This is a genomic window from Hymenobacter sp. AT01-02, assembly GCF_000961955.2.
Lineage (GTDB): Bacteria > Bacteroidota > Bacteroidia > Cytophagales > Hymenobacteraceae > Hymenobacter > Hymenobacter mucosus.
The window spans coordinates 1-25,746 of record NZ_JZIR02000104.1 but is presented as its reverse complement, the minus strand read 5'-3'; the positions used below and the strand labels follow the sequence as shown (position 1 = coordinate 25,746).

General features: G+C 56.7%; 22 protein-coding genes, 1 tRNA gene and 1 pseudogene. 5 read left to right on the top strand and 19 right to left on the bottom strand.

The genetic code is table 11. The features are described 5' to 3' along the window. Positions 1-24 precede the first annotated feature (24 nt). From VI25_RS28675 to VI25_RS20105, 5 genes are all read right to left on the bottom strand, one after another. Positions 25-231 carry a hypothetical protein gene (locus VI25_RS28675; RefSeq protein WP_316934386.1) on the bottom strand — a complete coding sequence of 69 codons (207 nt, stop codon included), beginning with the start codon at positions 229-231 and terminating at the stop codon, positions 25-27. 74 nt (positions 232-305) lie between these two features. After that, complete coding sequence (locus VI25_RS20120) at positions 306-614, bottom strand: DUF3861 domain-containing protein (protein ID WP_045689723.1); 309 nt, start codon at positions 612-614, stop codon at positions 306-308. Positions 615-645: 31 nt separating this feature from the next. Continuing rightward, entirely contained in the window at positions 646-1,989 is a 1,344-nt protein-coding gene (locus VI25_RS20115) for a PepSY-associated TM helix domain-containing protein (RefSeq protein ID WP_045689722.1), read from the bottom strand. Between the two features lie 158 nt (positions 1,990-2,147). Next, the gene (locus tag VI25_RS20110) at positions 2,148-4,721 is read right to left on the bottom strand and encodes a TonB-dependent receptor (RefSeq protein WP_052695429.1); all 2,574 of its coding nucleotides are present in this window, start codon (positions 4,719-4,721) and stop codon (positions 2,148-2,150) included. A 430-nt stretch (positions 4,722-5,151) separates the two neighbouring features. After that, positions 5,152-5,523, bottom strand: coding sequence for a GNAT family N-acetyltransferase (locus VI25_RS20105; protein WP_236705157.1), 372 nt, complete (start codon positions 5,521-5,523; stop codon positions 5,152-5,154). Between the two features lie 102 nt (positions 5,524-5,625). On the opposite strand from VI25_RS20105, the gene VI25_RS24310 reads away from it, so the two are divergent. Further along, on the top strand, positions 5,626-5,997 hold the full coding sequence (locus VI25_RS24310) for a Crp/Fnr family transcriptional regulator (RefSeq protein WP_052695428.1): 372 nt from the start codon (positions 5,626-5,628) through the stop codon (positions 5,995-5,997). Continuing rightward, a complete protein-coding gene (locus tag VI25_RS24305; protein ID WP_152981723.1) occupies positions 5,994-6,203 on the top strand; it encodes a hypothetical protein in 210 nt (69 codons plus the stop codon). Before VI25_RS24310 ends, VI25_RS24305 begins: the two co-directional genes overlap by 4 nt. On the opposite strand, the gene VI25_RS20090 is transcribed toward VI25_RS24305, so the two are convergent. Both VI25_RS20090 and VI25_RS20085 read right to left on the bottom strand, forming a co-directional pair. Then, positions 6,200-6,526 carry a DMT family transporter gene (locus VI25_RS20090; protein ID WP_045689721.1) on the bottom strand — a complete coding sequence of 109 codons (327 nt, stop codon included), beginning with the start codon at positions 6,524-6,526 and terminating at the stop codon, positions 6,200-6,202. The genes VI25_RS24305 and VI25_RS20090 overlap by 4 nt on opposite strands. A 198-nt stretch (positions 6,527-6,724) precedes the next feature. Beyond that, positions 6,725-7,786: an LLM class flavin-dependent oxidoreductase gene (locus tag VI25_RS20085; RefSeq protein ID WP_045689720.1), complete on the bottom strand. Its 1,062-nt coding sequence runs from the start codon at positions 7,784-7,786 to the stop codon at positions 6,725-6,727. Between the two features lie 155 nt (positions 7,787-7,941). Between VI25_RS20085 and VI25_RS20080 the strand changes: the two genes are divergently transcribed. After that, positions 7,942-8,709 (top strand): sulfite exporter TauE/SafE family protein, encoded by a 768-nt coding sequence (locus VI25_RS20080; protein WP_045689730.1) that lies wholly within the window; start codon positions 7,942-7,944, stop codon positions 8,707-8,709. 92 nt (positions 8,710-8,801) lie between these two features. Here VI25_RS20080 and VI25_RS20075 read toward each other — a convergent pair whose 3' ends face one another. Next, positions 8,802-9,275, bottom strand: a complete 474-nt coding sequence (locus VI25_RS20075; RefSeq protein WP_052694912.1) for a hypothetical protein — start codon at positions 9,273-9,275, stop codon at positions 8,802-8,804. Between the two features lie 216 nt (positions 9,276-9,491). On the opposite strand from VI25_RS20075, the gene VI25_RS20070 reads away from it, so the two are divergent. Further along, the gene (locus VI25_RS20070; protein WP_045687075.1) at positions 9,492-10,517 is read left to right on the top strand and encodes an SDR family NAD(P)-dependent oxidoreductase; all 1,026 of its coding nucleotides are present in this window, start codon (positions 9,492-9,494) and stop codon (positions 10,515-10,517) included. A gap of 272 nt (positions 10,518-10,789) precedes the next feature. On the opposite strand, the gene mutM is transcribed toward VI25_RS20070, so the two are convergent. The 8 genes and pseudogenes from mutM to VI25_RS20030 form a co-directional block, all read right to left on the bottom strand. Further along, positions 10,790-11,614, bottom strand: coding sequence for a DNA-formamidopyrimidine glycosylase (gene mutM, locus VI25_RS20065; RefSeq protein WP_045687076.1), 825 nt, complete (start codon positions 11,612-11,614; stop codon positions 10,790-10,792). A gap of 125 nt (positions 11,615-11,739) precedes the next feature. Then, the gene (locus tag VI25_RS20060; RefSeq protein ID WP_045687077.1) at positions 11,740-12,642 is read right to left on the bottom strand and encodes a PhzF family phenazine biosynthesis protein; all 903 of its coding nucleotides are present in this window, start codon (positions 12,640-12,642) and stop codon (positions 11,740-11,742) included. 116 nt (positions 12,643-12,758) lie between these two features. Continuing rightward, positions 12,759-13,544: a hypothetical protein gene (locus VI25_RS20055; RefSeq protein WP_052694913.1), complete on the bottom strand. Its 786-nt coding sequence runs from the start codon at positions 13,542-13,544 to the stop codon at positions 12,759-12,761. Positions 13,545-13,888: 344 nt separating this feature from the next. Beyond that, positions 13,889-15,677: pseudogene (locus tag VI25_RS20050) on the bottom strand (ABC transporter ATP-binding protein). Between the two features lie 108 nt (positions 15,678-15,785). Further along, positions 15,786-17,480: an MFS transporter gene (locus VI25_RS20045; protein WP_052694914.1), complete on the bottom strand. Its 1,695-nt coding sequence runs from the start codon at positions 17,478-17,480 to the stop codon at positions 15,786-15,788. Between the two features lie 127 nt (positions 17,481-17,607). Continuing rightward, positions 17,608-19,794, bottom strand: a complete 2,187-nt coding sequence (locus VI25_RS20040; RefSeq protein WP_152981722.1) for a hypothetical protein — start codon at positions 19,792-19,794, stop codon at positions 17,608-17,610. Between the two features lie 176 nt (positions 19,795-19,970). After that, positions 19,971-20,042: transfer RNA gene (locus VI25_RS20035), tRNA-Glu, on the bottom strand. Between the two features lie 109 nt (positions 20,043-20,151). Next, positions 20,152-20,871, bottom strand: coding sequence for a TVP38/TMEM64 family protein (locus VI25_RS20030; RefSeq protein ID WP_045687080.1), 720 nt, complete (start codon positions 20,869-20,871; stop codon positions 20,152-20,154). A 156-nt stretch (positions 20,872-21,027) separates the two neighbouring features. Here VI25_RS20030 and VI25_RS20025 point away from each other — a divergent pair, with 156 nt between their 5' ends. Next, on the top strand, positions 21,028-22,815 hold the full coding sequence (locus VI25_RS20025) for a glycoside hydrolase family 15 protein (RefSeq protein ID WP_055562774.1): 1,788 nt from the start codon (positions 21,028-21,030) through the stop codon (positions 22,813-22,815). Positions 22,816-22,888: 73 nt separating this feature from the next. Here the strand turns inward: VI25_RS20025 and VI25_RS20020 are convergent, their stop codons facing one another. From VI25_RS20020 to VI25_RS20015, 3 genes are all read right to left on the bottom strand, one after another. After that, positions 22,889-23,446 carry a M48 family metallopeptidase gene (locus tag VI25_RS20020; protein ID WP_082455727.1) on the bottom strand — a complete coding sequence of 186 codons (558 nt, stop codon included), beginning with the start codon at positions 23,444-23,446 and terminating at the stop codon, positions 22,889-22,891. Next, on the bottom strand, positions 23,447-23,611 hold the full coding sequence (locus tag VI25_RS25310; protein ID WP_161806996.1) for a M48 family metallopeptidase: 165 nt from the start codon (positions 23,609-23,611) through the stop codon (positions 23,447-23,449). Positions 23,612-23,757: 146 nt separating this feature from the next. Then, a partial coding sequence (locus tag VI25_RS20015) for a bifunctional alpha,alpha-trehalose-phosphate synthase (UDP-forming)/trehalose-phosphatase (protein WP_055562773.1) occupies positions 23,758-25,746 on the bottom strand: 1,989 nt, incomplete at its 5' end.

Sequence of the window (25,746 nt, the reverse complement as noted above, 5' to 3'; positions counted from 1 at the left end):
GGCGCAGGCCATAAAAGAAGAAAATCAGGCGACGCCAGCGGTGGTGATGGCCTTCCAGGGAATGGGGCTGGCCTTACTACCCACATCGGGAATCAGGTAAGCCAACGCCACGGCGCATACTAACCCCAGCAAAAACCAGTCGAGTAGGCCCGCCCGGCGCAAGAGGGCTATCAGGCGGTTTTCGGGCGGCAGAGGGGCAGCAGGTGGCGTAGGCAGGTGAGGCATGGACATGGGCTAAAAGAAAAGCGTCAGACTACAGTAGCCTGACGCTTTAGCGTTTCTACGAAGGTAGCCGGGCGGGAGTTCTACGCTGCCGAGGCTTTAGAATGGCTCTTTAGTTTCTGCACAAACTCGCTATGTGCCTGCCACAGCTCGGTGAACAGGGGCTCGTGGCGGTGGGCCAGCAGTACATTGCCCAGCAGCTTTACGCCCAGTGCCAGCGACGCGGCTTCCTCGTCGGGGAGAACCTGCGCGCTGCGCACCCGGTCGAGAATGGCAAACAGGTCGTCGTGGTTAGCAAATGAGAACGTGACGGGCGCGTGCAGAGCCTGCTCGGGTTGGGTGGTGGCCTCGTGCTCCAGGGTAAGCCGGTACTGGTGGTGCTTCGTACTCATCGCGCAGAGAAGGTAAAAAGACAGGAAATGATTACGCGGTGGCTAGTTTGCGCTGCTTCTTATTGGCCTTACGCAGGCGGTTTAGCCACAAAATAGTGCCCGTAATGGGGAAGGTGAAACCCAGCACGCACACAACTAAGCTGATAATTTTAGAAGGCCACCCGAAGATGGAGCCTGTGTGCACAGGCTTAAACATGCCCCGTACGCGCTGGCCCAAGCTCCGCTGCTCGTAGGTCTGCTGGCTCAGCACCTGGCCCGAATACTGGTCGAGGTACGCTTCATCAGTAGCATTGTCATAAACAGCATGTGGGCGCAGGGTGGTTACTTTCACGCTGCCGGTGGGGTCTTTGGGCAATTGGAGCGCATAAGAAACGGCCGCTGGCGCCAGCTCGCGGGCGCGGGCTAGGGCCGCATCAGCGGTGAGGGCCGCGGGGGGTGTTGAGGCGCTAGGAGCCGTAGGCTGTGGCAGCGTAGCGGTAGGCGGAGAGGTAGTGACGGGCGCGGTAGCCTCAGCATCAGGCACTACCGACACGGGTGGCTCGGGCCGCTGCATGGGCGAGTTGGTAACGGCGTAAATCCCCTTGTTAAACCACTCAAATGACCAAGCCAGGCCCGTGAAGGCAAACACGAACAGAAACAGCGCCGAGTAAAAGCCCAGCACAATGTGCAAGTCATGATTCAGGCGCTTCCAGCCGCCGCTCCACTTCACGGTGAGGCGCTGCTTCACGGCTTTGCGGCTGGCAGGCCACCACAGCACAATGCCCGTACCGATGATAAACAGGAACATAACCGTGCTAACGCCTACCACTAACTTACCAATGGGGCCACCTACCATTCCGCGGTGCAGGGCCATCATGGTAAAGAAGAAGGTTTCGCGGTAGTTTAGCTCGCCGGTTACGGTAGCCGTGTAGGGGTTCACGAATACCACGGGACCACGGCCGCCTTCGCCGCCTTTGCCCCCCTTGCCTTCGGCACCGGCTTTGCCTCCTTGGCCGCGGCTACCTTCTGCGCCCTGGCCTCTGCCGGCTTCACTACGTGCTTCGCCGCCTTCTGCTTTCCGCTGCCCTCCTTCGCCCTTATGCTCGCCACCGGGAGCACCAGCCAAATTAAACTCTACGGTGCGGGTAGGGTCGGCATACACCTTCACACCTGCAATTTTAGCGTCGGCTTTGTAGGCCTTCACGGCGGCCGTGAGCTGGGCTAGGGGTAGGGGCTGGGCAGCGGCAGGAGCGGCCACGTAGTAGCGCTCTGGGTGCCAAGCTTGCTCTAGCTCTTTTTCAAACACCAACACGCCTCCCGTGAGGCACACGATGGCAATAATCAACCCGGATACGAGGCTGAGGTAGAGGTGAATGTTGCGAAAAAAGATTTTCATGCGTTGCGTTTCTGTGCAGATACTTACGTCAGTACCTGACTCTCAAAAATAACAAGTAAATGCAGGAGACTATCTTAGTAACTAAAACCCGGCTGGTAGCCAGTTGCGGTTGGCACCAGCCGGGTTTGGGCTAGTTACTTACGGGCAGCTAGGCGCCCTTACAGGCGGTAGCTAGCCGTAGCAGAGAAGTTGCGGGGAGCAATGGGGTTCACGCTGTTGTCGTCGTGCATGTTATAGCTCAGCTCGTTGAGCAGGTTTGCTATCTTCACCCGCACCGAGAACCGTTCGTAGGTGTAGCCCAACGAGGCATCTAGCTGCAGGTAGTTTGGGATGCTGATGAGCTTGTAGGTTTCCGGAATAAGCTGACCATCTTTATTGTATTGCTGACGCGGGTTGCGACCAGCAACTTTGTCGCCTACATAGTAGGTAGTGAATCCTGCGGTGAAGCCGCGCAGAAAGCCATTCTCCCCAAAGGCACTGCCGAAGTTGTAGAACAGGCTCAGGTTAGCCGTGTGAGCAGGGTTGTAGCGTAGGCGGCTACCGTTCTCGTAAATGTTGCTCTTGGTGTAGGCCGTATTATTGTAGCTATAGCCAGCAATGGACGATAGGCCGTACATGGGCTTGCTTTGAATATCAACTTCCACCCCTTTGCTCGTTACCTCACCAGCTAGCTCCTGCGCCGTGAAGCTGGCACTCCAAGCGGGATTCTGCACGGTTGATCCTGGAAGGAACTGTTGGATTGACTGCGCTTGGTTGCTGTTTACAATTCGGTAGGCCGTCACGTTGGCCGACAGCGCACCTTTGAACAGCTCGTTCTTAATGCCTACCTCATATTGATCAATGATAGACGGGGGTAAGTTCGTGTTGTTCACGTCCACTCCGGTATTAGGAGTAAACGAGTTCGAGTAAGACGCGAACAGCGACGTCGTTTTAATGGGCTGGTAAACGATACCCAGGCGGGGAGAGAAAGCGTCATCAAAACGACGGTTTTCTTTCACGGTGGCTACTACCACGCCACTCGCATTGGGGGCCGCGTAGGTATACACGTCGCTGGGCGTTTCCTGGTAGCTCCAACGTACGCCAGCCAGCACTTTTATCTTTTCGCTGATGCTGAGTAAGTCCTGCACGTAGAAGCCAGCGCGCCGAGTGTTGCCCAGGGTGCGGGTGTTGCGGCGCAGATCCTCGTAGCTGTTTACTCGGTTGGCAGGAGCGTTCAGCACCTTGCCCCGGTTCAGTACATTGATCGAGTCGTAGGCTTGTGCTACGTGCGTGAGAGCGTTCGTCTGGTACTGGTCGGCATCAGCACCAATTAACAAGGTGTGGCCCAAGAAACCAGTCTGGAATTGCCCGGTTAGGTCCAGTTGAGCTAGGTAGTAGTTTTCTCTGGTTTGAGTGCGGGACAATGTGCGCTGCCAGTCACCATACAAGCTAGCCTTGGGGTGGGCTTTGGCTATTACCGTATTGCCACGTTTTACCTCGGGCATGGTGCCATTGTTAATACCTACGGGGCGGTTGCCGGTTCGCAGCTCATTGTCGTAGCGCTGAAAGCCTGCTACCCCCCGGATTTGCCACGTGTCGTTTAGGCGGCTGGAAAGGGTAGCCGTGGTGCTGGTTTGCGTGGTAGCATTCTTGGCGCCCGGCGTGTTTAGAAACCGGCTGCGCGACTCAAGAACGTTGTAGTCAATGGCCCCAACCCCATAGTCGGGCGTGCGGTTATCGCGCAGGTAGTCGCCCTCTACTACTAGGGTTGTTTTGGGCGTGAGGTTGAACAGCAGGGAGGGGTTCACATACACGCGGTCCGACTTCACTTCGTCGCGGTAGCTGTTGCCTTGCTCGTAGGTGCCATTTAGGCGGAACGCCACATTTTCACTTTTGCCTACCGCGCCGTACACGTCTACTATTGGCTTCCAGAAGCCAAAGCTACCAACGCGCAGCGCTACCGAGCCGCCCTGCTCAAACCGAGGCTTCTTCGTTACTAGGTTCAATACCCCACCGGCTGCCACGTTGCCGTACAGAATAGCGGCGCTGCCTTTCAGCACCTCCATGCGTTCCAGCGACGAGGCTTCGGGCATCACGCCGTTGTTGAAGCGCACCCCATTCTTGAAGGTGTTGTTTGAGCCATAGGCAAAGCCTCGGCTACCGAGCTCTTCCTGGGTGCCGCCGGTGGTGCTGGTTACATACAGGCCACTCACATTGACCAAGGCATCGCTCAGGCGCAGCACCTGCTGTTGCTCTAGCACCTCCCGCTCCACCGTAACGGCGCTCTGGGGCAGGTCGAGGGAGGCAACGGGCAACTTGCTGATGATAGTGGGGCGCTGGTTGAGGCTCTTCGTACCCGTCACGGTCACGCCCGACAACGACTGGCTGCTGCCTACGAGGCCAAATGCCGACAGGGTAGTCGTTTCGCCGCCCGTTATGGTCACAGCTACTTCCTGGGTTGTGTAGCCAATGCTGCTCACCACTAGTTGGTAAGCACCTGCTGGTGCCGACACGCGGAAGCTGCCATCGGTGGCGGTTGTAGCCCCGTATGGCGTGCCCTTAAGTGCCACGGTTACTCCTTCTACTGGCTTGCCTTCCGTATCTAATACGCGGCCGGCAATGCGGCCCCGCTGGGCAGTCTCGTCGTCGCCGCGTGCTACTACAGGCGAGCCCAGAGCAGGCGTAGCAGCGAACAGTGGGGTGGCAGCAGAAAAGGAAGAAAGTAGGACCAGAAGCGGTAAACGTCGGGACATCGGACAGAGCAGGGCTTGTTTAGACTGATTTAAAACAATGCAAAGCACGGCTCTATTTAGATTAATTCAAAACACAGTTTAGAAAAAATCTACATTAGCTATAGAATGTAGCATAACTATTTGAATGATAAATAATTATAAGTTTATCTGGAAAGCGCAAGAAAGAATAGCTACATGTAATAGCCACATATGTAGGCTTGGTTCAGGCAGTAGACCCTTGGGTGTTAAGTTGAATACTACTTGCTAGGCACCCTCAAGTCGTTGCAGTGCAAGCTTAACTACGGGCTAATACAAGCTTCATTAGAATGTCAGTTTGCTCATCATTACCCAATCTGAATACATGCTTGGCAAACTCCATGAAGCCGTTTTTCTGGTAAAAGCGGATAGCGCGAGGGTTTTCTTCCCATACTCCCAGCCACACATAGTTGGCCTAGGCCTGGGTAGCGAGTTGCAGGGCCTTCTCGTATAGTACTTGCCCGACCTGCTTCCCGTGGTAGTCCTGCAGCACATAAATGCGTTCAATTTCCAAGGAATTTGCGTCTTGCAGATCTGTTTGGGCCGGGCCGGCATTTACTTTCAGGTACCCAACAACCGCGTTTTCTAGCAGAGCGAAATAAAAGGCCGAATGACGGTTTTGCAGCTCCGCCGTTAGCTTTTCAAGGGAAAATCTTTCTTCCAGATACGCCTGCATATTTTGCTCAGAGTTGCTGGCTGAAAACGTTTCGAAAAACGTTTGGCGGCTAATCTGCCGCAGTTGGTCAACGTTCGGGACGGTTGCTTGTTCGATGGTAATGTAGGTCATGCTTTGTTTACTTGAGCGTAATCGTGGGTGCTGACTTGTTGAATTGCCGATGGGGTGCTGATCTTGAGGGCTTCGGTGCCCTTTTTGCTTTTTTCTATTGCCATGACCTTGTCAGAGCTACTGCAAACCACCTATTCGCTGCCAGTTGCCTCCTTAGAGAAGGTGTTGGCTCTGGCTACGCATGTAGAATTACCCCGCGGTACCCTCTTGTTCCGAGATGACCAACTGGCCCATCACATCTATGTGTTGGAGCGCGGCCTGGCGCGGGCCTATGCCCGGCGGGATGACCGAGAGGTAACCTTCTGGTTTTCCGGCGAAGGAGCGGTACTTGTCTCGATTCGCGGTTATATGGAGCGGGCCGTGAGCTACGAAACCATTGAGCTGCTGGAAGACAGCGGCCTGTTTCAGTTCAATGCGCAAGCGTTGCAGCAACTCTATCAAACGGATGTGCACCTAGCCAACTGGGGCGGGTGATGGTGGAACGCGTGTGGCTGCAAACAGAGCAGCAACTCATTGCACGGCAGTTTCGGACTGCCGCGGAGCGCTACGCGGACCTGCTGGAGCAGAACCCACAGCTCTTGCAGCGCGTGGCACTAGGGCATATTGCGTCTTACCTGGGTATTACGCAAGTAACGCTGAGCCGCGTACGGGCGCAGTTCAAGAAGACACCGCGCGCTTAGTGCGCCACGAATTTCAGGCCTATTACCGAGCCAATCAGGGTAGAGAGGAAGAACAGGCGGGGGCCTGATAGAGGGGCGCCAAATACGAGGACGCCTACCAACGCGGTGCCAACAGCCCCGATGCCAGTCCATACTGCATACGCCGTGCCCAGGGGCAGCTGCGCCAAACTCAGGTTCAGCAGATAAAAGCTGAGGGCCGCAGAACCTGCGAAGGCCGCGTACCAGCTAATGGCCTCGGAGCCCGCTGCTAGTTTTGCTTTGCCCAGGCAGAACGCAAATAAGACTTCGGCCAACCCGGCTAGTACAAGAAATAACCAATGCATTGCAGAGAAGAAATGTGTGAGACAAAGGTCTTGAGCAGGGCACACGTTTCTTTTTACCAATGTTAAAAACGCGACTACCACGCTTCATTTGAGTGAAGGTAGCAACTGGAGGAAAATGAAAAACCGCTCCGGCCCAATAGGCCGGAGCGGTTTCAAGCGCGCGTAAGAACAATGTAAGGCGTCTACAAGAAGTGGGGCTTACACCGCGGCCGTAGCAAACACGGGCAGGTTCTGGCCGGGGGTAGGGGAGAGCTGGAAAGCATCTGCCAGCAATTCGTAGGATCGAAGGCGGTCATCATAGTCGTGGGTAATGGTAACGGCCACTACCTCATCTACCTTATAGCTGGCCGCCAGGGCGGTGAGTTCCTCCTTCACTTGGTCGGGCGTGCCGCTCACAATACGCTGGTGGTGATAGGCTAGGCGGTGAAGCAGATCGGCAGACAGGGACGAGACATCTACTTTCTCTACCGCATCAATGGGGGAGTAGTTGCCGGTTTCTAGTTTCAGCATTTGCAGGGCTAGATTGTCGGCCAACGCTTGGGCGCGGCCCGCCGTATCGGCGCACACTACAAACACGGCCACGTTGGCCTGAGGCGCGGCTAACTCCGGTGAGGGCTGAAACCGGTCGCGGTAGAGTTGGGTAAGCTTGGGGCCACTGTTGGGGTTGATGAAGTGGGCAAACGAAAACGCCGCCCCAACATGCCCTGCAAACAGACCGCTTTGCCCGCTGCTACTCAGCAGCCACAGTTCCGGGGTGGTGTCGGTGAAGGGGGCCGCCTTTACTTTAGCATGAATGGTATCCTCCACTACTTCGTCGCGTAGGTAGGCCCGCAAATCCATGAGTTGCTCGGCAAAGTCTTCGTCGCTAAAGGTATTATGGGGGTTGAGGGCATGGGCCGTAATGCGGTCGGAGCCGGGCGCGCGCCCAATGCCCAGATCAATGCGGCCGGGGTATAGGGTTTCGAGCAGGCGGAAGTTCTCGGCCACTTTCAGAGATGAGTAATGGGGAAGCATCACCCCACCCGAACCGAGCCGGATGCGCAACGTTTCGGCGCCCAGCCGGGCCAGCAGCACCTCGGGGGCCGAGCCAGCCAGCGTATTGGTATTATGATGCTCCGATACCCAGAAGCGGGTGAAGCCCAGCCGGTCGGCCAGGCGTGCCAGCTCAATAGTATGGTGCAAGGCCTCGCGCGGGGTGCGCCCCACGGGTACCGGCGACTGGTCCAGTACGCTCACACGAAGGTTCGATGTAGTTTCCATGGCAGAAGGATGAATAGCTCCATAACCTCCGTTCTACCCAGGAAGTTTAGTGCTACTCCCAGCAGATGCTTCGGCCACCCCAATACAACCCCTCAAGCTGCTACAATCCCTTATTGCTCGGAATGCCAAGCCGCACCGTGTACCTTCGCGGCCCTATGATTTCACTTGTTACGATTACGCTGCTGTGCCTATTTGCCTTTCTGGCGGGTTTCATTGATGCCATTGTGGGCGGGGGCGGCCTTATTCAGCTACCCGCCATGCTGATCTTGCTGAAAGGCACGCCCGTACCTACCATCTTCGGCACGGGCAAGGTTTCGTCGCTGATGGGTACTGCGGCGGCGCTGCGCAGCTACGCGGGCAAGGTGCCCCTACAGTGGCGGGCGGTAGGCACTGCGGCCGCCGTAGCGGGCATTTTCTCCTTCCTCGGGGCGCGGGTAGTGAGCCACCTACCCCAGCAACTGCTGCCACCCCTAGTGTTGGGGCTGCTTATCCTCATTGCCCTCTACACCTTCTGGCGCAAGGATTTTGGCTCCATGCACGCCCCGCGCTTATCTGCCCGCCGCGAGCTTCTCTACGGTGCCCTCGTCGGAATGATTATTGGTTTCTATGATGGTTTCTTTGGCCCCGGCACCGGCTCTTTTCTGCTTTTTGCCTTCGTGGGGTTGTTTGGCTATGACTTCATTACGTCCTCAGCATCGGCCAAATTAGTAAACGTAGCTACCAACCTGGCGGCGCTGGCCTACTTCGCCTATACCGGCCAAATTCTCTGGCAAGTAGCCATACCCATGGCCATCTGCAACATTATTGGCTCCACACTGGGCGCCCACATGGCCCTGCGTCACGGCACGGGCTTTGTGCGCATCCTATTCTTGGTTGTGGTAGGCGCATTTATCGTCAAGCTCAGTTTTCAGGTTCTGGGCTAGCACTCTACCCATCTACTCCCCGTACGTAAAGAAGCCGCTGGCTTAGTTGAACAACTAGCTGAGCGGCTTCTTTACGTACGGGGTGTTGATTGCTACTCCTGGTACCGGTCGGGGAGGCCGGGCACGGCATTGCCCTGGCTGGCTTGGCCGGTGGGCACGCCCATTTTCTCCTCGCGCTTCCGCTGGTATTTGTCGAATTGCGCGGCAGTGAGAGTTTCCTTTAGCATAGCAAGGCGCGACTGGCCAATGTCATCCACTACGGCCGTCATTTTGCGCATGTCTCGGCGGTAGGTTTGGCGGGCCGTCTCTACCCCCCGCACGCTAACCATATTAATCTGCCGTACCTTTTCTACTTGCTGAGGCGTGAGGCCTAACGCCTTCTGCATGTTTTCGGTGAGGGCATTGGCGCGAGCTTCTACCTGCGCCGCGTTGGGAGCAGTAGGTGCTGGGCGGGCAGCTGGGGTAGCCGCCGTGGTTTTGGGCTTGGGTTTGGCGGCCGTCGTTTGGGCGAGCAGGGCAGTAGGCGCTACTAGCACTAGGCTAGCTGCAAGGAGGAAGGTTTTCATATCAGTAAAAGCAAAAGACAGAACGCAGATGCCGGAGTGCAGGCAGCAGAATCCAGTTCCTGGTAAAGATGATGCCAGAAATGGAATCTGCCTTACGCAACGCTAATTCTGAGCATTCTATTCCGTGCTGGAACAAAATACGCACCTCATTCGGCGCAACCTTTACTACCTGGTTTCCTTACACTAGGTATTGTTTTGTTACATGCTTCCATTGTTATGAACCGCGAAACTCGAAATTCACTGCTGGCCGCCGCGGCCGGTATGGGCGCCTTGCTGGCCGCCACCCTCTACGCTAACCGTCGCGGCAACTACGACCTGCAGGGACGGGTAGTACTTATCACGGGAGGGTCACGGGGCCTAGGCCTGATTTTGGCCCGCCAAGCCGTGGCCGAAGGAGCCAAAGTTGCCATCTGTGCCCGCGATGCCGACGAGTTGGAGCGCGCCCGCCAAGAGTTAGCGCAAGATGGTGCTGAAGTGCTCACGCTGGTGCGCAATCTTACCAATGCCGAGGAAGTACAAACCCTAGTAGCTGAGGTACAGCACCAACTAGGCAGCATTGATGTACTGATCAACAACGCTGGCATCATCACGGCTGGGCCCCTCGATAACATTGAGCTGCGCGACTATCAAGATTCGATGGACACCCACTTTTGGGCGCCCTTGCATGCCATGCAGGCCGTGTTGCCAGCCATGCGCCAGCGCGGCGAAGGGCGCATTGTAAACATTGCCTCGGTAGGCGGAAAGGTGCCCGTACCCCACTTGGCGCCCTACTGTGCCAGCAAGTTTGCCCTGGTGGGGCTGTCGGAGAGTTTCCGGGCCGAGCTGTTGCAGTACGGCGTGCAAGTAACTACAGTGTGCCCCGGCCTGATGCGAACTGGTAGCGCCCGCCACGCCATCGTTAAGGGGCAGCACAAAAAGGAGTATGCCGCCTTCATCATTGCCGATTCTCTACCTATGCTCTCCATGGATGCGGATGCGGCGGGCCGGCAGATTTGGAATGCCTGCCGCCGTGGCGATGCGGAAGTTATCCTGAGCGTGCCAGCCAAGGCGCTATCTGCCTTCCACGGCCTGTTTCCCGGTACTACGGCCGATGTACTGAGCTGGGTAAATCGTACGCTCCCCGGTCCGGGCGGCCCCCTCGGCGACGAGCGGCGCCGGGGCTACGAAAGCGAATCGGAAGCCAGCCAGTCGTGGCTGACTACCCTGACCCGCAAAGCCGAGAAGAAAAACAACGAAGTATAAGAGCAGCCCTAGTTGGGTACTTATTACTGAGAGCCACTAGCGCGCCGCTAGTGGCTCTCTTGCATCTTGGTACCCTACGTTTTCCTTAGCACTTGACTTGCTTACTTCTTAAGCGCCCTGCTGGTACTACTCTACTCCTCGGCTTTGGAACCCGTATGATTATCTTAACCGGCGTTGGACGAGGGAATTACGAAGCCGTGGGCTAGTCCCATAATACCGTCATAGCATGCTTGAAACTAGATGCTACCTGAGAACTGCTGTCACGCCCATAACTAAGCGGCGGGCACAGGCTGGCACGTAGGGCAGGTGTACGTTGCGCGCCCACCCACGTAAGCTTTGTCGATGGCCGTTTGGGGGTGGCGGGGGCAGTAGTGGTGCTGATCGGTGCCGGGCGTGGCGGAGTCGTCCCACTCGCGGGCATGGATGAGGAAAGAGGCAGGAAAGTGCCGGTAGGTAGCTTCGTGGTCGATGGCCGTGTGTAGTACCAGCTGAATGGCTTTGTGAAGCCCACTAAACTCGGTTTCCGTAAGCGTATTGGCCCTGCGCTCCGGATGAATCTGGGCCTGAAACAGTACCTCATCTACAATCCAGTTGCCGAGACCTGCTGTAATGGCCTGATCCAGCAGCAGGGGTTTGAGGATGGTTTTGCGGCGGCTTAGCTTTTCCTGGAGCTGTGCCACTGTGATGTCCAGCGCATCGGGGCCCAGCTTTTTGGCTAGTTGGTACGACTCCACGCTGTCGGCCAGCCGAATGCGCCCAAACTTGCGCGGGTCTACGAAGGCAGCGCGCAGGCCGGAACTTAGGTGCAGGGCCACGCGGGTGAAGCGGGGAGCATCGGCTTCATCACGGTAGGCACCTACATCGCCTGTCATGCCGAAGTGGAGCACTAGTACGTGGCCGTCATCGAGTAGAAGAAAACAATTCTTACCTAGCCGACGGGTGGCCGTAATGGTGCAGCCCACCAACGCCCGGCGCAGCGTATCTTCATCAGTAGCCAAGACGTGAGCATCCTTTACTTCAAACTCAGTGATGGTCTGGCCCACCACTAATTCATCCAGAAAGCGGCGGTAGGTTTCAACTTCGGGTAATTCAGGCATTCAGAGTCGGGGGTAGCAGGCGAAGGATAACGAGGCTTATAGACGGCCCCAGCAAGTGGTAACAAGCGCTACGGTGGGCTCCGTTCCCGCGTTGGCCCCGGCCGGGTGAAAACACCGGCAAGTTGTTACGCACGGAGCTGCCCTTGCACTACTACCACGCCCGTACCACCAATTTGCACTAGCTCGATAGCCTCACGGGGGCCCAGTACGCTTACTTCTACCGTGCCTGGCCGTCCCATCCAGTGGCCCTGCTCGGCCACGAATTGGGATTCCGGCAAGTAGCCATAGTGCCAGAGGTAGGCCGCCATACCCCCAGTGGCGGAGCCCGTTACGGCGTCTTCCAGCACATCGGGTGGGGTGCAGAAGTGGCGAGCAAAGGTTTGGCCAGCTGGGGTAGCGCCCCCCAGGCAAAACAGGTGGGAGCTGAAAAAGTCAGCGCTGGCTCGGTAACGGTCGAGGGCGGCGAAGTCGGGTAGGTGGGCGCGGCGCAACGTATCGGCGTCCCGCAGTAGCATCATGAGCTGGGGTGTACCGGTGCTCACCGTCTGCACTACGGAGCCGGGCACGAGGTCGGCGGGGCTGAGACCAAACAGGGGCAGAACTATGGCTGGGTCGTGCAGCTGCCCGAAAGTAGGGCGGCGTTGCGTCATCAGCACCCGCGCCGGGGTGCCAGGTGTGCTGGGCGGCCGCACCTCAATCTGGATGGGGCCGTGCAACAGCTCTAGCTGCAGGGTAAGAGGCTCAGTGGTGGGCTGCGGTAGGCGGCCCGTATGTAGCAAGGCCGTAATGGTGGCAATAGTAGGATGTCCGGCCAACGGGATTTCCTCAGCGGGCGTGAAGTAGCGCACACTAAACTCAGCTGCCGTTGAGCGGCGCACGAAAGCCGTTTCTGACTGATTAAACTCACGGGCCAGGCGTTGCATCTGGTCGTCCGTCAGCGCGTCCGCATCCAGCACTACGGCGCAAGGGTTGCCCGCCAGTGCGGTATCGGTGAAAGCATCAACCAGCAGAAAGGGTAAGGAAGTCATAGGTAAGAGCGTGAGGTTCAAAGGTAGCCTTACGAGCGTTGGTGCTGTAGCTGTTACGCAACAAAAAAGGCTGTTCTTCCAAGGAAGAACAGCCTTTTAGAAAGGTATGCAGTAGCTTAGGAGGGGTCGGTGAGGAGCGCTACCTGGCGGCCCTGAGCGTTGTAAATGCTACCGTCTTGGCTGATGTAGAGGCGGCGCTGCTGTCCATCTACCAGCACATAGGGGAAGCCCTCTGCATCGGAGCGGGTGATGCGCCCTACCACCTGGGCCGTGCGGTCACCCCGGTCGAGGCGAACTACGTTGAGGTGATTGGTGAGGTAGTAAGGCACGCTAGGGTTGTCGCGAAAAGTGATTTTACCCAGCACGCTCACCGGCGAACCGCTGGACGTAGCCAGAGCAGGAGCGGCTTGCATAGCTGGTCGGTTGGTCAGCACTGCGGGGGTAGCGGAAGGAGCTGTGGTACGAATGCTGGCTACAATCTGCTGGTTGGCCCGCTGCCAGCCTTCGCTGATGGAGGCTAAGCGGGTGCGGCGACCAGGGTGCGTAGGAGAAGCTTCATCATCAGATACAACGGCCATACCAGCCTGGGCTTCAGCGAGGCTAGCGCCCATCTTGCGCAGCACAAAGCCCGAGAACTCGTCGGCTTCCAACTCATCGGCGGGGTTTGAGCCACCGGCACGCAGGGTGTGGCCGTTGAGGTGGTGACCCATTTCGTGGGCCAAGATGCTAATACCAGCCCAGTCGGTACGGCCTGCCCGGTTTACGGAAGCCACAAACTGCGGATTGTACAAAAGGTAACGCTTGCCGTCGTACACTACCGCTGCTGCGTTTTGCACAGCCGTAGTGGAGCGTAGCTCGAAGCGGGGTTTCAGGCCCACCACGTCAGTGATTTCGCGCAGCACATCGCGCTGGCCCGAAGAAGAGGTCTGCGCCGTAGCAGCAGTGGTAATCAGCAGCCACCCGGCAAGCCAGAGCCTGCAAAGCGGCGGAAAAGGCGGGAGTGGAGCGTCATTGGAGAGGCGTGAGGTGAGAAACCAAACAAATCAGGAATCGTGCCGAAGCAGTCTGATTATATAACGCCAGAAGTCCAATTTTGGTGCGTTTTAGAATGGAGAAAACGGCAGGAAGTGCTACGGTTACTCACCTCCCTACCGTTGAGCCTCACGCTCCTCCTGCTTAGTGCAGCAGGCAGCCTAGGGGCCATGCCACCAAACTCGCCTGCTGCATCTTGTAGCCTTATGTTAAGCTATACCATAGCGGTAGCGCGCGGCGTGGCTTCCTGCGGCCGCTCGCCAATTTGCTGGCGCCACATGGCATAGTAAAGCCCACGTTGGGCCAGTAACTCCTCGTGGCGGCCGGCCTCGGCTACATGACCACGTTCTAGCACGAAAATACGGTCGGCGTGGAGGATGGTACTGAGGCGGTGAGCAATCAGAATGGTAATGTGCTGGCGGGAGCCCGACAACTCCCGTACCGTTTGGCTGATTTCTTCCTCCGTGAGCGAGTCGAGGGCGGAGGTAGCTTCGTCGAAAACTAACAGCGTGGGGCGGCGCAGCAGGGCCCGGGCAATGCTAAGGCGCTGCTTCTCCCCGCCCGAAACCTTCACACCGCCCTCACCAATTACCGTGTCTAGCCCCAGTGGGGCGCGGGCCAGTAGCCCATCGGCAGCGGCTTGGTGCAGCGCCTGAATGCACTGCTCATCGGTAGCATTTGGGGCCACAAAACGCAGATTCTCCCGAATGGTGCCCGCAAAAAGCTGCGTATCCTGCGTTACAAATCCAATCTGCTCGCGCAGAGTGTCAAGGTCGAGCTCAGTGCCCGAAATGCCATTATATAGGATGTGGCCTTCAGCGGGCGGGTAGAGGCCTACTAGCAGCTTTACAAGCGTAGTTTTACCCGAGCCCGAGGGACCTACGAAAGCAATGGTTTCGCCTAGTTTAGTTTGGAAGCTGATGCCAGACAGGCAGGTACGTTGGCCGTGAGGTGCTGAAAATGCACGCTGTCGAAAGCCAGCGTCTCAATCTGCCGGATGGTTTTGGGTTGGGCGGGCTTTATTTCCTTCGGCGTGTCCAGAATAAGCTGGTAGTTAGCCAAGGAAGCTTCTGTTTCACGGTACACATTGATAATAGTGCCCATTTCCTGCAGTGGCCCGAAGATGGCAAAGGAGTAGATAAAGAAGGAGAAGAACTCGCCTACTGAAATAATCTTTTGCACTACCAAAAACAGCAGCATCATCAGAATCACGTTGCGCATCAGGTTCACGAAGGTGCCCTGCACAAATGATAAGGAGCGGAGGTAGCGCACCTTTTTCAGCTCCAGCTTGAGAATCTTATCGGTGGTCGTATTCAGGCGTTGGGTTTCCTGCTGAGCTAGCCCTAGGCTCTTAATCAGCTCAATGTTGCGCAGGCTTTCCGTGGTGGAACCGGCCAGTGCCGTGGTTTCGGCCACAATGGTTTTCTGAATCACCTTAATTCGCTTGCTCAAAAATAGGCTTAGGGAGCCTAGCAGCGGAATCGTGAGAAAATACACCACCGCAATGGGCCAATACACGCTGATGGCGTACCAGGACACGAACAGAATGGCTACCAGGGAGATAAACAACACGTTCACAAAGCTCTGAATAAGCTTCTCCACGTCGTGCGCACCTTTTGTAGCTTGCCCAGAGTTTCCCCCGAACGCTGATCCTCGAACACCTGATACGGTAACTCCAGGGAATGACGCAGGCCATCGGAGTAAAGCTCGGCTCCCAACCGCTGGGTGATGACGTTGGTGTAGTAGTCCTGAAAGTTTTTGGCAATGCGCGACACCATGGCTACGCCCAGAGCTTTAAGAATTAGGAGGCCCGCCCCACCCATCAGAAACTGCCAGAAAGTAGGATGCTGGGAGTTTCGCAGGGAGGGTGTCACGTAGCGGTCAATAATTTGCCGCAGAATGTAAGGGTCAAGAAGGGAGAATACCTGGTTGATGGCCGCCAGTAACAAGGCCAGCGCTAGTAGGCCCCAGTAGTGGCGGAGGTAGCTGTAGAGAAGTTTCATGAAGAGTGAGAGGGGAACGACAGGTAGAAAGCCGCAGAGGAGCCATAAGGTTTTGGCCTCAACTGGAAGACTCAAGTATACCCTTACTTATTGCTCGTTTTCCCCGCCCTATGCTGTCGCTTCGCCGGCCGTGCTGGCAACTAGGCGGGTGCTGCCGGGTACCATTACGGGTGGGGTAGCCGTAGACTGGTAGTGCTGAGCCAGCAGGTGCGACACGGTAGGCGGCTCGGGACCTTCGTGCAGCGCTCTGATCTGGGTTTTCAGGTCGGCCTCGTCGCGGCCGACGCCTCGCTCGTGCTGCTGGGCGTGTTCCTCCCACGATTCCGTCATGAAGTATTCTACCATGCGCGTTGGCTCCGCTAGATCGGCATACAGGCCCCATCCTATGGCTCCTTCGCGCCGCCGAATGCGCGCCAGTTGTTCCATGAGGTAGGTGAAAGCAGGCCGGTTGTCGGGAGTTACGTGGTAGGTAGTGGTAATTATGACCGGGCCTTCTTCGGGAGCAGGCTCAGTAGCCAGTACGGGCTCCAAACGAGGGCGCGCCGGGGTGAAATCGAGCCCTTCACCAGTGCGCAGCGAAAAGCGAAGCACGAGCAACGTGCTCAGACCTAGCCAGACCGCCGCCCCCGCCAACGCTAGCGGCAAGCCCAGCCGTTCGGCCACGGCACCCCATACCACGCTACCCAGGGCCATACCGCCTTGTATGGTGAGCAGATAAAGGCTGATGGTGCGAGCCTGAACCCACCGGGGCACCACCGTTTGCACGCCCACGCTAAAGGAGTTCAGTACCAGCATCCAGGCCAGCCCCACCAGCACCAGTAGCCCATACAGCAGCCAGTGATTATTGGCATATGCCAGACCGACCAAGCCGGCCGCAAACGCAGTGGTAGCCAGCGTCACACGCCAATCGATGGTGAGGCGGCGGTTAAGGCGTGGCAGAATGAATGCGCCCAGCACAGCTCCCAAGCCCATGCAGGAAAGCAGCATAGAGTAGAAGGAAGTAGGCTCGTGCAGGCGTCGAGCTACTACGGCCGGCATCAGGGCGAACAGCGCACTAGCGCCAAACGTGAAGCAAACGCCCCGCACCAGAATATGCTGCACTGGTGGCGCGTAGCGTGCGTAGCGTATGCCACCCCGAATAGCAGCTACTACCCGCTCTGTAGCTAGTGTAGAAGTAGCCTGGGGGGCGCGTTTCCAGCTCCACACCATGTACATCGTAGCCAAAAACGATAACCCGTTCAGCATGAAGGCGGCTCCCGCCGAAAAATAGCCGATAACTAAGCCGCCCAGAGCAGGACCAAAGGCCCGTGCTAAGTTGAAGCTTACACTATTGAGCGCAATGGCCTGGGGTAGTTCCTGGCGGGGTACCAGCTCGGGGGTTACGGTTTGCCAAACGGGGTTATTGAGCGCGCCACCCAGGCCCAACATAAACGTGAGCAGCAGTAGCAGCCAAGGGGTCGTGTAGCCTAGCAGCGTGACCGTAGCCAGCACAAGGGCGGTGGCCGCCATCCAGGTTTGGGTAAGGAGCAACATCTTGCGCCGGTCCACCAAATCGGCAAGGGCGCCAGCGGGCAAGCTCAGCAGAAACACGGGCAGCGCCGATGCTGTCTGCAGCAGGGCCACCAACACGGGCGAGGGAGTCAGCTGTGTCATCAGGCCCACGGCTCCTACGTTCTGCATCCACGTTCCAATGTTCGATACAAAGGAGGCAATCCATAGCACCCGGAAGAAGGGAATCTTTAGGGGCGTGAAAGGCGAGGCGGAGGTGGCAGGAGAAGTAGGAGCAGTAATGGGGGCCGACATAGATGACAAAGACTAGTATGCATCAGAGCTACTACAGCGTAGCTCTGGCATATCCCCATACGCAGAGGTCCGCGGCAAGTAGGAAAATTTCCTCGCCGCGGACCTCGGATTATGTACTTCTCACTTTCTACAAACGCACGCCAATACCTGGTCCGAAAAGAAAGAAGAAATTACCGTTGTTCATCAGGTAGCCACCTCCCAGGTATAGTGGGAATGTTAGCTTAGCATCACTACGAGTTGGGTATACCGACCCTATCACCACAATCCCTAAGTCTCGGTTCTGATTTTCGTTGTTGAGGTTAAATGCGTTTAGCGCTACAAAACCCGCCCCTACTTTATAAGGGCGTAATTTGTTGATTTTGTTCGGGTTATAAAAGCTGAATTGAGCTAGGGTTGCTAAGCTGATGCCACTGAACGCCGTATAGTTATTCTTGTCTACTGTGCCGGTTAGCTGCTTGGTAAGCAAACCAGCTGGAAAACTGATATCAATATCAAATTTTACCCGGCGCTGTAGTACTAGCTCCAACTTCTGCGAGAAGCCGGGCTCCTGATATTGGCTTTGCGTGTGCTTTACGGTAATAATGATAGTACTCCAGTCGTCCAGGTCGTAGGTCTTGCGGTAGTTCAGTAGACTGTTCAGACTAATATTGCCTACCTGACACTGTTTGTCCTGGTAGAAGGCCGCACGCACGGAGTTGCCATCTGGGCATATTACTACGTTATCAACAGTCCGCATCTCAATTAACTCCCCTTTTGCATTCTGCGTACGAATATCAAAGGTGAGGTATTGCTTGCCGTACAACTGTTGGTCGGAATCGATACTACCGGAATTGAAGCTAAATACTACGTCGCGAATAGTCCGATCATACAAGACCGGACCATTGAGGCGGGTTAATGGGCGTGGAGATTCGCCAAAGGTGACACCCACAAAATCAAGAGGGTGAGGGCGCTGAAATTCCCGTACCGATAAGCTATGGCCGGTAGGCTGGCCCGCATTATAAATTGTAATGCGCTTTTTGTCGATAGTGACGGGTACCTGCAGGCGGTATACTACTGCCACGTCAGTTCGTATGCTGGAGTCGGAAGGTACTATCTGTACATCTTCGAAGTGAAACCGGGCACGTGCTAAGGATTGCCCTTCCAAGCGCACATCTACCGTTTCACCGGGGTTCACACTAGTATTAGTAGTCCAGTCACTGCCGCGGTGGCGCACACTCACCGTAGTGATGCTGGTTTTAGGCGAAATGTTGAAATTGGTAACGTACTTGGCTTGGTCGTTTTCCTTGATGTAGAGGTAGCTTTCCGTTTGGCGGTGCGTGTTGAATACCCGCAGCCAGCACAACACCCGGTCGTTGGTGAGGTATTGACGGGTAAATAGTTCCGCAATCAAAGCTCCCCCGGCTTCCTCCTGGTCTTCAATGCGGTAGGTGCGCTTCAGGTCAAACGTGCGGCCATTATCCAAAATCAGTTCCACTCCCCGCCGTTGGGCCGCCTCATCCAATGTAATTTCTTTCTTATCGACGCTGAGAAAACGGAGACGGGCAGCCTTCACCGTGAACTCCTGCCGTATGGGAGGCAGGGCGTAGGTTACGCGGCGGTTGTTATCGGTAAGAAATGGCCGCTCCGTTTGGGGGCGCAGGGTAAGTAAGCGCGTGCCGAGGGCATTGGGTAGTACGTGCAGGCGCAAAGTGCCTTTGTCCTGTTCAATGCGGTAGTCGATATCTTGGCCGTGGGTCCACTCGGGGCTTACCCGAATGTTTTTCACGTTGTTGCTGATCAGGTCAAATACCTTCTCTTCTCCAATAAATAGCTCCGTATCAGCGGGGCGCAACTCCAGGTTAGTGCGCGTAACGGGAAGCAGCTTTACCGTTTGAGTCAGTGGGGCTTGACCAGCCGAATCGGCGAGCTGGCGGAACGACAGGCTGAGGAACCGGTTTACGCCCAAGTCTTTAAAGCGCAGCTTAGCCCGGTAGTATTGCCCACCTTCCACGGCAGTTAGGGAGTCGATAAGCTGGAAATCGGCTGAGCGCACCAAGCGTAGGGGGGCGGTAGATCGTACCAGTTGGGGGTAAACCAGTAGCTCAGCCGTTTCGTCGTCCTGGCGGTAGTAGAAGTACACGTTTGGCTCTCCCTGTACTATCACCGTGTTGCGGCTCATGGAGTAGCGCGTGGTGTCCGTGCGCAAACTCAGGTCGCGCAGGAGGGGAACCTGTTGTGCCCACGCCGCAGAAACACTCAGCAAGAGCAGGCAAGCAAGCAGTACAATACGCATCGGACGGGCCGACGAACTCTGGAAATCAGCGGATTTCAGCACAACAGACAGGAAGCAGCGAAAAATCGGAACCAGCGGCACAAGGGCGACACTGCAAAGGTAGAACGAGTGGCAGGTACCCGCATTAGTGCTCCACATTTTTCACGCCAAAAACAGGATTTTTCTGATAGCGCAAAAATAAAAAGGCCTTCTGCTAAAGAAGCAGAAGGCCTTTTGTGTAGTCCGTAGGGGAATCGAACCCCTGTTGGTAGAATGAAAATCTACTGTCCTAACCCCTAGACGAACGGACCAGAATACCAGACGTTTTTCCGTTTTGGTGCTGCAAAGATACAACCCGATGGATTCAGCGCAAGAGGTCAATGTGAAAAAAACGAAGATGATGGGCTAACTACCGTAATATCAGGCAGATTTTTTTTCACGCTTGCGGCGTCGGTCCCACCAAATGTAGGCGCCAAACAGCACAACACTTACCCCCGACACCCATAGAAGCCCAGTTTTGAGCCGCTGGCTTTCCTCTCCTAAGTAGGCCAGCAGGGCAATAAGAGGCACTACTCCTACCACAGTAGCCGTGATAAATTTAAGATAGCCCATTCGGGCCAGTCCGGCCACAAAGCTGATGGCGTCGTCGGACAGGGCGGGAGAGAGGCGGGCAATGATAATTGCCCACACCCCGTAATCGTGCACAATATCGACTACGTGACGTTCGGTTTTGCGACCCAGCAGCCGGGCCACGAAAGACTCGCCCAGTGCCCAGCCCAAGGCGTAGCCCACGCTAGAAGCCACTACGACCCCGCCGAGTGCCAGCAGGGAGCCCCACCAAGGCCCGTAGGCAAGGATGGCTACCAAAATGAGCAGTACAACATTGATGACAAACAAAAACATTTGTACCACCATGCCCAGTACCAACACTACTGGCCCCCAGTAGCCAAACTGGTGCATCCAAGCGGCAATGCGGGGCTGCTCGCCGCTACGCAATACCGTGAATCCTTCGCGGAGAGTAGTTTGAAAAGCAGGCCACAAAAACCAGCAAGCCAGCATAGTAGCCAGCAAAGCCAAGGAAATGTACAGCGGTAAGTGGTTGGTGCGAGCAGAGCCAGAGGACGAATTGGGAGCAGGCAAAAGCAGAGGGAGTTGGGCGCCAATGGCGCAGTGATAGGCAGAAAGTTGGCTGTACGAGCCAAATGGACCGAAGGCTACGGCAACCCGAAAGGCGCTGGTAGGGTACTATCTGGTCAGAACTTCATTCGGCCCCCGGCCGCGCTACCTTCTCTTCCGATGGCAAAACATACCTATGACTTAGGCCTGATTGGCAACTGCGCCTTCCTAGGCCTAATTGGCACCGACACGGCCGTGCGCTGGCTGTGCTGGCCCCGCTTTGACAGCAGCTTTGTATTTGGCTCTTTGCTCGACTCCCAAAAGGGGGGCGAGTACAGCATTCGGCCGGCCGATACGGATGCGGGCTTCGAATCGCACCAGTACTACATGCAGAATACCAACGTGCTGTGTACGGAAATTACTACGGCTGATGGTGCCTACCGCGTAACGGACTTTGCCCCGCGCTTCTCCCAGTACGAGCGTTATTACAAGCCTCTGATGTTTATCCGGAAGGTGGAGCTGATTAGCGGGACCCCACAGGTGCGCGTGGCTTGCCGGCCAGTGGGCCAGTACGGGCAGCTGCCCCTAAACCGGCGGCGTAGCTCCAATCACATTGCTTTCCTTGGCTTGGAAGAGGAAATTCGCCTCACAACTAACATTCCGCTCACGTATGTGCTGGATGAGGAGGAATTTGTGCTCAACGAAACGAAGTATCTCGTGCTGACCTACGGCGCCCCGCTAGAGGCCCCGCTGGAAAGCACCGCCGAGCGGTTTTTACGCAGCACCATTGACTACTGGCGTACATGGGTGAAGAGCACCAGCATCAGCAGCTTCCACCAAACTCAGGTTATCCGGTCGGCCTTGGCCCTCAAAATTCACCAGTATGAGGACACAGGCGCTATCATTGCGGCCAGTACCACATCGTTGCCGGAGGCGCCGGGCAGCACTCGCAATTGGGACTATCGGTACTGCTGGATGCGCGATACATACTACATCCTCACGGCCTTCAACAACATCGGCCACTTCGAGGAAATGGAGCGCTACTTCCACTACATCGCCAATATCTCTACCAAGGTAAAAGACAAGTACCAGCCTTTGTACGGCATCAGCGGCACCTCGGAACTGGTAGAGCAGGAGCTGGACTTGGAGGGCTACCTAGGCAACAAGCCCGTGCGTATTGGCAATGATGCGTACACGCACATTCAGAACGACGTGTACGGGCAGGTGCTGGTAGCTTTGCTACCGCTTTACGTGGACTGCCGCTTCTTGGACCCCGAGCGCCAGAACCCTGCCAAACTGCTGTATGAGGCCTTGCACCGCATTGAGGCCACTATGGATCAGCCCGACGCGGGATTGTGGGAGTTCCGCAACTTGGCCCAGTACCATTGCTACACCTACCTGTTTCACTGGGCTGGCAGCCACGCCGCGCGCAAGGTGGCTCATTCGCTCGGCGACACGGAAATGGAAGCATTGGCTACTCGCCTCATGCACGAAGCAGAGTCGCGGATTGAGAAGTGCTACAGCCCCGAGTGGGGTGCCTACACCAACGCCATTGGCTCGCCTCACCTTGATGCTAGTACCCTGCAACTCATCATGATGGGCTACCTCGATCCAACGTCTGAGCGGGCTCACCGCCACTTAGAAGCCTTGGAGAAGGAGTTGATGACCCCCGAAGGCTTGTTCTACCGCTACCGCCACGCCGACGACTTTGGAACCCCCGAAACGACTTTCCTTATCTGCTCCTTCTGGTATGTGGAAACTCTGGCCTGCGTGGGCCGCTTGGATGACGCGGTACGGGAGTTTGAAAAGCTCATCACGTACACCAACCACCTTGGATTGCTGAGTGAGGACGTGGACGCCAAAACGGGCTCTCAATGGGGCAACTTCCCCCAGGCATACAGCCACGTAGGGCTAGTAAACGCCGCGTACCGCATTGCCAAAAAGCTAGATCGTCCTACGTTCGTGTAAGTAGCTAACCGGTCAGCAACCACAAAGCCCCGGCGCTGCGATTCAGCACCGGGGCTTTGTGGTTGCTAACCGGTTAGCACGCATCTGGGCCGGGTGCCGAGCCCAGGTACACCCGATTTAGTTCGGCTTTGTGCTGGCGCCAATCGGGCATGAACCGGTCCATAAGGCCCCAAAAGTGGGCGTTATGGTAGCGTTCGTGCAGGTGGGTCAGTTCGTGCACCACCACGTATTCCAGGCAGGGTAGGGGCCGCTTGATTAGTTCTAGGTTCAGCCAAATACGCCGGGCCTGGATGTTGCAGGTGCCCCAGCGCGTCTTCATTTGTTTGATAGCCCAAGCGTTGGCTTGTACTCCCACTATAGGCTGCCATTTCTCTAGCAGTGCGGGTAGCTGCTCACGCAGGCGCTGGCGATACCAATGGGCCAGGGCCTGGGCCCGCTGGGCTGTTGTGCTCGTAAGAGGGGCATGTAAGTCAAGGTAGCCAGGCTCTTGCAGTACTACCTTGGCTGGGCCGGTGGTAGGATGCATACGCAATGTATGGGGCGTGCCCTGGTACAGGTGCATCTCGCCTGTTACGTACGTGAGAAGTGGTAGCTGCTCGCGCGCGGCAAACGTAGCTTGGTGCTTATGAATCTAGGCCTGACGGGCTAATACCAACTCCCGCACCGTGGCATCAGAAGTGCGGAATGGTACGGTTACGCGCACTCGGCCGTCGGGCATGTGCACACTCAGGCGCAGGGTCCGTATATTCTTGCGTACGACTTCTACCTGCAAGTCGTCAATTTGAAGATGGGGCATGCGTACTACTCACTCTTGAAAGCCACGAAAGTACGGCAATACTCGGGTTGGCAAGCCGGGGGCGCGCGTAGCTCAGCAAAACAAAGCCACTACCTAGAAGAAGGTAGTGGCTTGTGAAAGTAGCGCAGTAAAAGAGAGTAGCAGGGTTACGTCAGCAGGCTTCTGAGCAGGCGCCGCACCTCTTGGGTAGAGGCTAAGTGGTAGCGGGCCTGGGAGCGGGGTGAGCTACCCACCTTCACCGTATATGCCTCTGCTGGCATAGCTCGGAAGGTGTCCTCATCGGTACGGTCGTCGCCGAGGGCTAGGATGAAGTCGGGGTTGTACTGGCTTACCCAGCGGGCGGCGGCAGTGCCTTTGTTGATACCGGCCGTTTTAATCTCAATTACCTTGTTGCCCTCCAACACCTGCAAATCGGTATTAGACGTCATAAAGGTGAGGTGGCTAAGCAAGTCGCGGGCCCGGACGGCGCCCAGTTCCACGTCGGCGCGGCGGTAGTGCCATACCAGGGAATACTCCTTGTCTTCGATGAAAGAGCCGGCCGTACGAGCCACGTACATCTCCAAAATTGGGCGTATGTCCTGCTTCCAGTTGTTGTTCAAGGCCTGAAATAGGCTCCAGTCGTCACCGGCAGCGCGCAGCCATACTCCGTGTTCCGCAATGAAGTCTACGGGCAGATGTCCCAGCCATTTTTGCAGGGTTCCCCGGTCGCGCCCGCTAATGATGACCACTCGGTTGCGTGGGTTAGCCGTCAATGACTGTAACAGTAACAACAACTCCGCATCAGGCTGTGCGCGCTGGGGAAGCGGATTAAAGGGTGCCAGCGTACCATCGTAGTCAAGCAACAGCAGGCGCGACTCGGCCGCTTCAAACTCCTCGCGTAGCTGCATGAGAGGAGCCGTGCTCAGGGTTTCGGTAGCCAGCGTAAGCTGCTTGATCTTGCTATACTGCAGGCGGTCCATGAACAGTTTGGTCCAGGCAAACACGTTGTATTGGCGCACCAACGACTGCAGGGCGGCCATGCGTTGTACCTGCTCCTCCTCCGGCATCACTAGAGCCTCGTGCATCGCCTCAGCTAGCTGGTTGGTATCGGTAGGGTTAATGATGATGGCATCGGATAGCTCCCGGGCAGCCCCGGCTCGTTCGCTTAAGATCAGCACCCCGCGCTGGTCTGCCTTGCTGGCAATAAACTCCTTGGCTACTAGGTTCATCCCGTCGCGCATAGGCGTTACCAGAGCCACTTCAGCCAAGCGGTACAACGAGGAAAGCTCTTCCAAGGGGAAAGAGCGGTAGAAATAGTGAATGGGGTTCCAGGTAATGGTGCGATACTGGGAGTTGATGCGCCCTACCAGTTCATCAATTTCTTCCTTCAAGGCAGCGTACTGGGCTACTTGGTCGCGGGAAGGTACCACCAGCATAATCAAGCTTACCTGTTCGCGCCACTCGGGGTAGCGCTGTAGCAGTACTTCAAAGGCGCGCAGACGCTGGGCAATGCCTTTGGTATAGTCAAGCCGGTCGATGGAGAGGATGACGCGTACCTCACGTAGGGCCTCACGATACTCAGCTTCGTGGCGCTTGGCTTCCGCTGAGGCTGCCGTCGTTTCGTAGCGCTGGTAGTCGATGCCCATGGGAAAGGCGTCCACGAGCACGGTGCGGCTGGGAGTTTCAATCTGCCCGTTCTGGGAGGAGTAGCCCAACATCTGTGATACGGCGCTCAGGAAGTGGCGCATGTAGCTGTAGGTATGGAAGCCGATGAGGTCGGCACCCAACATGCCCTGCAATAACTCGGCTCCCCAGGGTAGCACCCGGATCATCTCGTAAGACGGGAAGGGGATGTGCAGGAAGAAGCCAATGGTGCACTCGGGGCGGGCGCGGCGCAGCATTTCGGGCAGCAGCAGCAGCTGGTAGTCGTGCACCCAGATGGTGTCGTCGGGGCCGGCCAGCGCCAGCACGGCCTGGCAGAATTTCTCGTTGACGGCCACGTAGGCCTCCCAGTGGGCCTGTTCGTAGGTGGCGTACTGGCTGAAGTAGTGAAAGGTAGGCCAGAGTGTGGAGTTGCTGAAGCCTTCGTAGAAGTCGCGGATTTCTGCTTCCGTCAGAAACACCGGCGCCATACTGTCCTGCTGGAGCTGCTCGGT